Origin of the sequence: Mycobacterium sp., from assembly GCF_032159565.1 — a bacterium.
In the GTDB taxonomy this organism is placed as follows: domain Bacteria; phylum Actinomycetota; class Actinomycetes; order Mycobacteriales; family Mycobacteriaceae; genus Mycobacterium.
Map to the genome: position 1 here is coordinate 1 of NZ_JAVHWR010000016.1, position 10,521 is coordinate 10,521.

General features: G+C 64.1%; 8 protein-coding genes. 2 read left to right on the forward strand and 6 right to left on the reverse strand.

Features of this window, described 5'->3' with window-relative positions; genetic code table 11:
- The 3 genes from QOC76_RS01990 to QOC76_RS02000 form a co-directional block, all read right to left on the reverse strand.
- Positions 1 to 1,040 (reverse strand): arginine deiminase (locus QOC76_RS01990; RefSeq protein WP_526353622.1); only part of this gene is annotated, 1,040 nt, incomplete at its 3' end.
- Positions 1,040 to 1,885, reverse strand: a complete 846-nt coding sequence (locus QOC76_RS01995) for an SHOCT domain-containing protein (protein WP_526353624.1) — start codon at positions 1,883 to 1,885, stop codon at positions 1,040 to 1,042. The genes QOC76_RS01990 and QOC76_RS01995, both read right to left, overlap by 1 nt.
- 68 nt (positions 1,886 to 1,953) lie before the next feature.
- Positions 1,954 to 2,790 (reverse strand): cutinase family protein, encoded by an 837-nt coding sequence (locus tag QOC76_RS02000; RefSeq protein ID WP_526353626.1) that lies wholly within the window; start codon positions 2,788 to 2,790, stop codon positions 1,954 to 1,956.
- A 130-nt stretch (positions 2,791 to 2,920) separates the two neighbouring features.
- Here QOC76_RS02000 and QOC76_RS02005 point away from each other — a divergent pair, with 130 nt between their 5' ends.
- The gene (locus QOC76_RS02005) at positions 2,921 to 4,300 is read left to right on the forward strand and encodes an MFS transporter (protein ID WP_526353628.1); all 1,380 of its coding nucleotides are present in this window, start codon (positions 2,921 to 2,923) and stop codon (positions 4,298 to 4,300) included.
- Positions 4,301 to 4,349: 49 nt separating this feature from the next.
- Here the strand turns inward: QOC76_RS02005 and QOC76_RS02010 are convergent, their stop codons facing one another.
- A complete protein-coding gene (locus tag QOC76_RS02010; RefSeq protein ID WP_526353630.1) occupies positions 4,350 to 6,638 on the reverse strand; it encodes a beta strand repeat-containing protein in 2,289 nt (762 codons plus the stop codon).
- A gap of 126 nt (positions 6,639 to 6,764) precedes the next feature.
- Positions 6,765 to 8,036, reverse strand: coding sequence for a hypothetical protein (locus tag QOC76_RS02015; RefSeq protein WP_526353632.1), 1,272 nt, complete (start codon positions 8,034 to 8,036; stop codon positions 6,765 to 6,767).
- A 486-nt stretch (positions 8,037 to 8,522) separates the two neighbouring features.
- Here QOC76_RS02015 and QOC76_RS02020 point away from each other — a divergent pair, with 486 nt between their 5' ends.
- A complete protein-coding gene (locus QOC76_RS02020; protein ID WP_526353636.1) occupies positions 8,523 to 9,527 on the forward strand; it encodes an alcohol dehydrogenase in 1,005 nt (334 codons plus the stop codon).
- 145 nt (positions 9,528 to 9,672) lie between these two features.
- Here the strand turns inward: QOC76_RS02020 and QOC76_RS02025 are convergent.
- A partial coding sequence (locus QOC76_RS02025; RefSeq protein ID WP_526353634.1) for an elongation factor Tu occupies positions 9,673 to 10,521 on the reverse strand: 849 nt, incomplete at its 5' end.

Here is a 10,521-nt window from a genome sequence, read left to right on the forward strand (position 1 = left end):
TAGTCGTACTTGCTCCCACCCGTCTCCACGACCCTCAGATGCGACAACTCCAATGCAGCCGCAACCACTTCGACGAACGGCTTGGTCTCCTCGATCACGTCAACACCGACGCCGGAGTCGCTGGGCATCAACCTGAACGACGCAATGCTGTCGACGATCTCGGGGTAGATCGTGACGACGTCGCGGTCGGCGAAGGTGAACACGGTGTCCAAGTGCATGGCCGCGCGAAGCTTGGGCATCCCTGCGACAATTACCTTCTCGGCGGCACCCCGTTTGAACAGCTCGGCTGCGACCTGGGTGATGGCCTGGCGTGAGGATCGCTCGCTCATGCCGATGAGCACCACCCCGTTACCGGGTATCAGTACGTCGCCACCTTCCAAGGTGGCCAGCCCCCAGACCTTTTCGGGATCTCCCCACCACACCGCGGAGCCGACGTAGTCAGGATGGAACTCGTAGATCGCCTTCATGAGCAGTGTTTCGTCGTGTCGGGCGGGCCAGAACAACGGATTGAGGGTGAGGCCGCCATAAATCCAGCACGTGGTGTCACGCGTATAGAGCGTGTTCGGCAGCGGTGGCATCAGGTATTCGGTCACTCCGGTGTCCTCGCGCGCCAGCGCGCGGTAGCCGGACTGGATCTCGGCAGGCAGGTCGCGCGTCGCCATTCCGCCGATCAGCAGCTCGGAGAGCCGGCGCGGTTGCAGCGAATCAAGGAATCCGCGGGTGTCGTCGACGAGTCCCAGGCCGACTTCATTCGCAACGATCTTGCGGTCCAGTAACCAACTCTTGGCTTCGGGGATCGCCATGGTCTCGGTCAGCAGGTTGTGTAGCTCTACGACTTCCACGTCGCGGTCACGCATCTTGTCCATGAAGTCGAAGTGGTCGCGGCGGGCGTTCTGCACCCACAGCACATCGTCGAACAGTAGGTCGTCGCAGTTCGTCGGGGTGAGTCGTTCATGCGCAAGCCCCGGAGAGCACACCATCACCTTGCGCAGCTTGCCGACCTCGGAGTGAACGCCATAGCTGGCGGACGGATTCGTCATTACAGATCGGAGAGAATCTGCCTGCGTTTCGCGTTGTACTCCTCTTCGGAGACGGCACCGGTCGCGCGCAGGGTCTCCAGTTCATGCAACCGCTGTGAGGTGGACGGCTCCGGCGCCATGGCCGGGTACTGAGGTGGAGGTGGTGTGCCCGAAGTAGGTGGCGGCCCGGGCCTAACAGGTGCCTGCTGCGCCGCCGCTCGCCGGACGATCGCCTGAACCTGTTGACGCGCAGCAGGATTGGACCGCAAATCGATCATATTGTTCATGCCGATGCCATTCGCCTTGAGGATCTGCAAGATCTCCATCAAGGCGCCGGTCTGACCGCTGAGGTCGTAGGTCCTGTTGTCCTCGGCGACCGTGAACGTCGCAGGCACCAGCCCGTTGATCAATGCGCTGCGTTCCCAATCGATTTGATATTGCTGGGTGGTCGGGTCGACGAGCACGACGAGCTTGCGATTGGTGAGGTTACCCAGCCGCGTCACACTGGCGATGACCCGGTCTTGTGAATCGAACGGTGCGATCCCGGGTCCCTCGATGTGCAGTTGCAGCTTCACCACCGGCTGATCGTTGATACGGGTGCCTGTCTCACCCATCCCGGTGATCTGGGCGAGCGCGAGCACGCCGGTCTGCTCGAGGGCAGCCGTTTTGGCCGCCGATTTCGCGCCGAAATTGGCGAGGGCCAGCGCGATGAGAACGTCAGCGGCCGTGATGAGCAGGCCGACGTAAAACATCCACTTCAAAATCGAGTCCTGGCCGGTGGCGAAGTACACGGCCAAAAAGATCGGACCGACGAGACCGCCGCACAGCAGCACCATCAGCTGAGCTTTGATGTAACGCCACACCATCTGCCACGCTCCTCGCTCGACGCGGTATGCGTGTCAGATTAGCGCCAGTAGGCGCCTTTGACGCCGAGTTACGTGCGGCTGGTGACGACGGCGGGGACCTGAGGGGCATCGGCGGACGATGATCCGAGCAGTTGGTGGACCATCCACGTCCACATCTGCCCGTTGGCACCGCCGACTGTGTAGCTCGTGTGAATTGCCACCGCAGTCGCTGAGACCTCGTCGGCATCCGGGTCGTAGTCACAGACCGCGTCGCCTGCGTCGCAGACGCTGATGGTCCGAACACCGACATTGGCTGGCAGCTTCGCGGGCGCATGGGCCAAGATCGGCCAGTCCTGCGATGCGCCGCCCGTCTTCTCCGGGTCCTTCGACGCCGAACCGACGTTCACTGTGGCGTCGTCCGTGATGCGGTCACCGTCGGCGATCAAGAGTGACGCGGCCAGATTGGGATCGGCGCCGATCGCGACCAGGTTCCGGTGCACGACCATCGCGCCCTGAGAGTAACCAGCAAGCACCACCTTCGTGGTTGGGCATTGTGCCGTGAACGCCGCGTACTGCGCGCCCAAGGCTGCCGTGCCGGCATCCACACTGCCCATGTAGTCAAGCCAGTCCCCTACTCCGGCATCCTCGGGCACATCCTTGGCGGGGTAGTCGACCGCTTCGGATGTGATGGTGCGGCCTTCCTGCGCGAGTTGCTGCTGTAGAGCCTGGTACGACTGATAGACGACCTGTCCCATGCCGCCGTTGGCCGCCATGTCGTATTCGGTCCGCTCACCCGAGCCGGCAGCACCCATCCAGTGCACGTCGGGGCAACCGGGCGCCGCGTTTGCGGTACCGGTCGTCAACCCGACAAGAGCGCTTCCTGCCACAGCGACCGCACAAGCCGCCGCACTCGTCCGACGAAACATAAAACCCCCAACCCGACCTGCAAAAACACTTTAACTGCGACTTTTATCGCCACATAGGTCTCAGGCGTTACAGAAACATCACAAAAGCAGGATCGGCGGTACGGGGCGTTGCGGGCCGTATCGTCATCGCGTGAACTCGCCGACCAGCACCGTGCGTTCCCGCTGGATCTTGGCGGCGGTGTCGACGGCGTTGTTCTGCGTCCAGATCGACTACTTCGCGATGAATCTCGCGTTGCCGCGGATGGCGTCAGACCTCAACAGCAATGCCACTGATCTGCAGTGGGTCATCAGCGTCTACATGCTGGCGTTGGGTGCGTTCATGGTGCCGGCGGGCCGGATCGGGGACATCTTCGGCCGACGACGGGCGCTGTTGGCCGGCATTGCGCTGTTCGGGCTTGCATCGGCGCTATGCGCGATTGCGCCGTCGGCCGGGCTGGTCATCACCTTTCGCGCCGTGCAGGGCGTCGGTGCGGCGCTGATATTTCCCGTGTCGGTCAGCGTGCTGACCAACGCCTTTCCCGCCGCGCGCGCCGGCCACGCGATCGGGTTGGCCTACGGTGTCGCGGGTCTGGGAAATGCGGCGGGGCCGTTGGTAGGCGGCCTGCTGACCCAGACGCTGGGCTGGCGGTCGATATTCTGGTTGCTTGTGCCGTTCTCGTCGGCGGCGTTCGTAATCGGCGCTCTAACCGTCCCCGAAAGTTTGGACGACACAGTGCCGCGCCGCATCGACTTCGCCGGGCTGTCGTTGATCATCTTCGGAATCGGGTTGTTCACGTTGACGTTTGACCGCGCGCCGAGCTGGGGCTGGTTGGCGCCGGGGACTCTTGTCGCGTTCGTCGGCTCGCTCGCGGTGTTGGGCTTGTTCCTCCTTGTGGAGGGGCGGGTGCCCTGGCCGCTGGTCGACCTGTCGTTGTTCCGCAACGCACGCTTCACAATTCTCGTCGTCGCTGGCACCGTGGCGAACATTGCTTACGCCGTCACCATCTACCTCTCCACTCTGAATCTGCAGCAGGTGCGCGGCCTCGATCCGTTGATGGCCGGCCTGGCGTTTCTGGGCCCGTCGATCGGCGCGGCGCTGGGCGGCCCACTGTCGGGTCGGCTGGCGACGAGGTATCCCCCTGTGCTCGTCATGGGGCTCGGTTGTGCGGCTGCTGCCCTGTCGCTGGCCGCGCTCGCAATATCCAGCGGCTGGGTCGTCTACGTAATCGCGCTCAGCGCATGCGGTTTCACGATGGGCCTGGTGTATGCGTTCACCACCGTCGCGACGCAGGCCGTCGTGCGACCCGAGCGCGCAGGTGAGGCTGCCGGTGTGGCGCTGACGTCGTTGGTGACGCTGGCCGGCGTCGGTGTCGCGGTGTCCGGCACGATGCTGGAGGTTTTGCGGCAGGGTGGAATGCCAACGGGCAGCGGAATTCCCGCAATTTTCCTGGCGATCGCGGCAGTGCTGCTGCCCGCCGCGATCGCCGTGCTCACCTTTCGTAAACACGAAGGAACGCTGGACCACCGCTGAGGGTCGGCGGTCCAGCGTCAGACCTGTCCTTCGTGGAGCTCAGCCGGCGTCAGCCCACGCTGTTGGAGCTGCCGTTGCCGTTATTGCTGTTGGTGTTCGTGTTGGATGTGTTGTTGGACGAGTTGCCTGACGCCGTGCCACTGACTCGGTTCGAGGCGTTGCCACCCGCCGCGGTACCACTGCTGGTGCTCTGGTTGACGGTAGCGGCGCCGCCCTGGGTGAGTCCGCCCTGCGTGGACCCGCTCACGGCGTTACCACCGGCTGAGTTGCCGCCAACCGCGTTGCCAGCGATCTGCGCGTTCGTCACATCGCCGCCAGATGCGCCCCCGGCATTCTGCGTAACCGTGTTGCCGTCGACCGTGGCATCGCCTGCGGTCTGGTTCTCGACGATGGAGCCGCCGGTCCCGGTGCCGCCGGTTCCCGCGCCGCCGGTTCCCGCGCCGCCGGTTCCGTCGCCGCCGACCTGCGCGGTGATCGCGGTGCCGCCGGTGGTGTCGCCAACATTCCCACCGAAACCGGTCGTACTGCCGACCGAATTATCCGGATCGCCAACAGCGGTGACATTTAGGCCAGTCACCGCCTGCGCCGCCGTTCCGCCAAGAGCAGCCCCGATGGCCTGACCGCCGGTATTCGCGCCAGCGGTATTCGTGCCACCAATCCCGGCGTTGCCGACACCCAAGCCACCGGTCCCCAAGCCGCCGACACCGTTACCGGCGCTATCCGCGACGTCGGCGACCGAACCGGCAATTGCTGCGCCAGTGGTTCCTGTACCGACATTGGTTCCGCCGGTTCCGGCGCCGCCTGCGTTCACGGCGGTATTGGTGCCGCCCAGAGCGCCGCCGCCGATCGCTTCTCCGCCGGTCGCCGGATTGACGCTCGCAGTCGTGCCGACTGCCGTGCCGGCGGTCGCCACACCCGCGTTCGTCGCGGCACTGGTCCCTATGCCGCCGGTAGCGGCGGCGCCGTTGACTGCCGTACCGCCGACCACCGGGCTGAGGACGTTCATCTGGTTGTTCATGATATTGCCGTTGAACGCGCCGTTTTGGCTGCTGTTGCCGTTGCCGTTGTTCCCGATCGTGGTGTTGTTGCCGCTGCCCAGCCACCAACCGTCGTCACTGCTGTTGGAACCCAACGTCCCGACGCTGTTACTGCTGCCGTTGCCGTTGCCGGTGTTGGTGTTCGAGTTGACGACGTTGGTTGCCAAGTTGCCCGCCGCGACGCCGATCACTTCGTTTGTGGCATCGCCACCTGTTGCGTCGCCGGCCGCGGCGACGCTGTTGTTGACGGCCGCCCCACCCACGGTTGTTCCACCGGTTGTATTGCCGCTGGTGGCGTTACCGCCGACGCCGTAGCCGCCGTTCGCGTTGCCGGCCTGCTGACCGCTCGCTACCGTGCCGCCCTCTCCGCCGGTAGCGGTCTGGTCTATTGCGTTGCCGCCGACGTGCGCATCACCTGCGGTCTGCGTTTCATAAATGTTGCCGCCGGCGGCCGCGCCGCCTTCACCCGCGCCACCGCCTCCAGCTCCGCCTTCCCCTGCGCCGCTGGTCTGGAATGTGCCCGCCCCGCCGCCTAGCTGGTTGCCGACCGTGCCGCCTCCAGCCGCGACGTCGCCAACGGAGTTGTCGGGTGTACCGCCGAGTGCCGTCGTGTTGCCGTCGACTATCACCTGGCCTGCGGTGCCGCCACCTGCCGCGCCCGCTGCCGCTCCGCCGATGTTCGCGGCACCGGTGTTGAGGCCGCCGGTCCCCAAGCCGCCGGCACCTCCGCCGCCGGTACCGGCGCCGCCGAGGCTGCTGCCGGCGATGTCGGGGCCATCGACGACCTGCCCACCAGTCGCTGCACCCGAAGTCGCGATAGCACCGTTGGTGCCGCCCCCTGCCAGGCCACCGGTGTTGCCTGCAATATTTTGGCCGCCCGCCGCGACTCCGCCGGCTCCGGTACCGGCAAGCGCCGGATTGGCGCTGACAGTGCTGCCCGCTGCGGCACCGCCGATCGCCCCACCGGCATTGGTGGCGGCGCTGGTCCCCGCGCCCCCTGTGGCCGCGCCTACGTTGACCGCCGTGCCGCCGATGATCGGGCTCAGCCCGTTGAACTGGTTGTTCATCACGTTGCCGTTAAAGGCACCGTTCTGGCTGGTGTTGCCGTTGCCGTTGTTGCCGATCGGCGTGTTGTTACCGCTGCCGAGCCACCAACCGTCGTTGCTGTCGTTGTCGGCGAACGCCATCGGCGCGAATGAGATCAGGCCGAACCCGGTAGCACCTGCGACGGCGCAAATGGCGCACGTGCGATTCAGCTTGGCCGGTGTGTGGGCTGCACGCGTTATGCGATGTTTACCCATGCTTTATCTCCTTCTGACTGGTTTGTGTGTGGCGCAGAGGTTTTGGTTTAGTTGGAAGATCAACGGACGCTCAGCAACTGCTGTGTGCATCACGTCATCCGCACCTCCCGGCGGACCCCAGCGGCTTCATGAGGCGCCCGGCTGATCTGGCTTGCTTTCCGCCTTTGGCTTGAGTGGCTTGGTGATCCGATCGACCGTGTCGCCGACCGCATCCTTGATCCGCGTGACGGCGTCGTTCAGCGGACCAGGCCCCACCACGGTGCCAGTGCTGGAAGTCGTACCGGCCTGCTGGTTCTGAAGATCTAGCAGTTCCTTGTTAGTGAGACCGGGCTGTGTGCCGCTCGTCGCAGAAGTCACCTGTTCATTGGTAAGCGGCTCTTGCACGGCCTGCGACGTAGTCGGCGGGGCCAGTGACGGTATGAAGCCGCCAAGGCCAAGGTTCAACTGGTCGTTGTAGATATTTCCGGAGCCGGTGGCGTTCTGAGTTGTGTTGCCATTGCCCGTATCACCAACGGCGAAGATGTTCCCCAGTCCACCGGTCGAGCCCACGCTGTTCCCACTACCGCCGCCGTTTCCACTGGCCTGGTTGGCATTCGCGTAGTTATAGCTCAGGTTGCTGCCTAGGAGGCTGAATTGCGGGTTGATGATGTTCGACGTACCAACGGCAGTCTGATTCGTGTTGCCGTTTCCGGTCATTCCGAACAGGCTGGTTCCGAACAAACCGCCCGAGGTGACACTGGTGTTGCTTCCTGTGCCGTTCCCTGCGGCAACGTTGGCGACCGCCGTGTTATTGCTGACGTTGTCGCCGAACAGGCTGAACTGCGGGTTGAAAATATTGCCGGAGAAGAACGCGAGCTGAGTCGTGTTGCCGTTTCCGACCGCGCCTCCGACGAACGTCGACGTCCCTTCGGACGTCGTGCTGGCGCCGTTGCCATTGTTGACCGCCACATTGCTGATCGTCGTGTTATCGCTGGTGTTCCCAATCAGACTCGCCTGCGGGTTGAAGATGTTGTAGGACAGGATGTTGATCTGGGTGACGTTGCCGTTGCCGGTGGCGCCGCCGAGCGCGATCGGCCCGAAAATCCCGCCGTCGGATGTTTCTTCGCCCTTATTACCCTGCCCGAAGAAGAGGGCACCGATGGTCGAGTTGTGGCTCGTGTTGGAACCGTTGCCACCGAGACCGAACTGCGGGTCGAAGACGTTGCCTTCCAGGATGTTGATCTGGGTGGCGTTACCAGCGCCGGCCGGAAGCAGGATGGACAACGCCTCGGCGTCCGGGGCGTTGATCTCAGCGAGCAGCCCAATGCAGGCCGCCGCTCCTCCTGCACCGATGACGCGGACGAGTATCGGTTTGTTCTTGCGCGGCGCTCGATGTCGACCCAGTTGCTCTTTGGGCATGGGTCGACCAGCGCCGCTTGTATCCGGAGTCATCGCTGACCCACCCCTCAGATAAAAGCTGTGTAGAAACTAAGTTGCGCAGAGGGACACTAGAACTTTGCTGACTGCTGTGTCAAGCGTCACAACCGTAAGAGGCTGAACATACCCGCGGGTATGTTAGCGAAGACGCACCTGATCGCATCGCAAATGATCAGAAAGGTGCTGGTACAAAGGGCAACATGAGTTTATCCTGGCCATTTGCATGTAGAGACCGCCCAAAGTTCGCAGAGTGGGAAGCTGCGGTTATCAGCGCTGACGTCAGTCGGCTATTGTGGCATAAGCTGACTTTTGTCTAATGGGAGACAATATTATCGTAAGCGCAATTTGCTCTCGGCAGATATGCTAGCGTGCTGAGCCCGCATTCGGCGCGAGCCACTCAGGTGAATCTCAGCTACAGTCCTCCGCTCCCGGCGGCAGCTTCGGAGTAATCTCGCCGACGTGGCCACGATGAAGATCGCGCGCATCCCCGCGGCGAATGAAAAGTTCGAACTGACCGAAGTCGAAATCCCGGAGCCGGACCGAGGACATGTCCGCGTCAAGGTCCACGCCTGCGGTGTCTGTCATTCCGATTCCCTCACCGTGGCCGGCGCTTTGGGTAACTCCTTCCCTCGCGCTCCCGGCCACGAAATCGCCGGCGTGGTCGACGCTGTCGGCGACGGCGTCACCACCTGGAAGCCCGGCGATCGTGTCGGCGTCGGCTGGTTCGGTGGCTGCGATTTCACCTGCGAGCCCTGTCGCAGAGGGGATTTCATCTCGTGTGAGAACGGCCAGATTCCCGGCATCACCTACGACGGCGGCTACGCCGAGTACATGGTCGCCCCGGCCGAAGCGATCGCTCGAATCCCCGACGATCTCGCCGACGTCGATGCCGCCCCGCTGATGTGTGCGGGCATCACGACTTTCAACGCCCTACGGGAGAGCGTCGCGCGACCGGGCGACGTTGTCGCCATACTCGGGGTCGGCGGACTGGGGCATCTCGGTATCCAGTTCGCGGCAAGGATGGGCTTCGAAGTCGTCGCCATCGCGCGCGGCACGGACAAGGAGCCGCTGGCGAGAGAGCTTGGCGCGCATCACTATATCGACTCCAGAGCCTCCGACGTCGCCGAGGAGTTGAACAAGCTCGGCGGCGCACAGGTGGTCCTCGCAACCGTCACCGTCGCCGACGCGATGACAGTGACACTGAACGGCCTCAAGGCGCGCGGCCAACTCGTCGTCGTCGGCGCGCCCAATGACCCGCTGCAGGTGCCGGGGGCGGCAATCATCTTCAAGTCGTCATCCGTCCAAGGCCATGCATCGGGAACGTCGCAGGATTCCGAGGACACACTGCATTTTTCGGCACTGACCGGCGTACGGCCGATGATCGAGACCGTGCCGCTGTCGCAGGCCCAGGCCGCCTACGACAAGATGATGAGCGGCGCCGCCCGGTTCCGCATGGTCCTGACGATGGAGTAGGTCCCATCGAGATCGACGAAATGGCGTGATCTACTCGCACTTATCCGCCCGTTCGTCGGTTTGGGCGAGCGAACTAAATACAACGAAACACAAAGTGGCGCCCACCCTTTCGGGTGAGCGCCACTTCGGCGTTCTGGTCAGGTCGTCAGTTGACGATCTTGGTGACCCGGCCGGCGCCAACGGTACGGCCGCCCTCGCGAATCGCGAAGCGCAGGCCCTCGTCCATGGCGACGGGCTGGATGAGCTTGACGGAGATGTCGGTGTTGTCACCGGGCATCACCATCTCGGTGCCCTCCGGCAGCGTCACCACGCCGGTCACGTCCGTGGTGCGGAAGTAGAACTGCGGACGGTAGTTGTTGAAGAACGGCGTGTGGCGGCCGCCCTCGTCCTTCGACAGGATGTAGACGCTGCCGTCGAACTCGGTGTGCGGCGTGGTGGTGCCGGGCTTGACCACGACCTGGCCACGCTCGACGTCCTCACGCTTGACACCACGGACCAGCAGACCGACGTTGTCGCCCGCCTGGCCCTGATCGAGCAGCTTGCGGAACATCTCGACACCGGTGACCGTGGTCTTGGTGACGGTCGGCTTGATGCCGACGATCTCGACTTCCTCGTTCACGTTGACCACGCCACGCTCGACGCGGCCGGTGACCACGGTGCCGCGGCCGGTGATCGTGAAGACGTCCTCGACGGGCATCAGGAACGGCTTGTCCGTGTCGCGGACCGGGTCCGGGATGGACTCGTCCACGGCGTCCATCAGATCCTCGACGGACTTGACCCAGGCCGGGTCGCCCTCGAGAGCCTTGAGCGCCGAGACCTTGATGACCGGGGCGTCCTCGTCGAACTCCTGAGCGGCCAGCAGTTCGCGGACCTCCAGCTCGACGAGCTCGAGGAGCTCCTCGTCGTCGACCATGTCGGCCTTGTTCAGCGCGACCAGGATGTAGGGCACGCCGACCTGGCGAGCGAGCAGCACGTGCTCGCGGGTCTGCGGCAT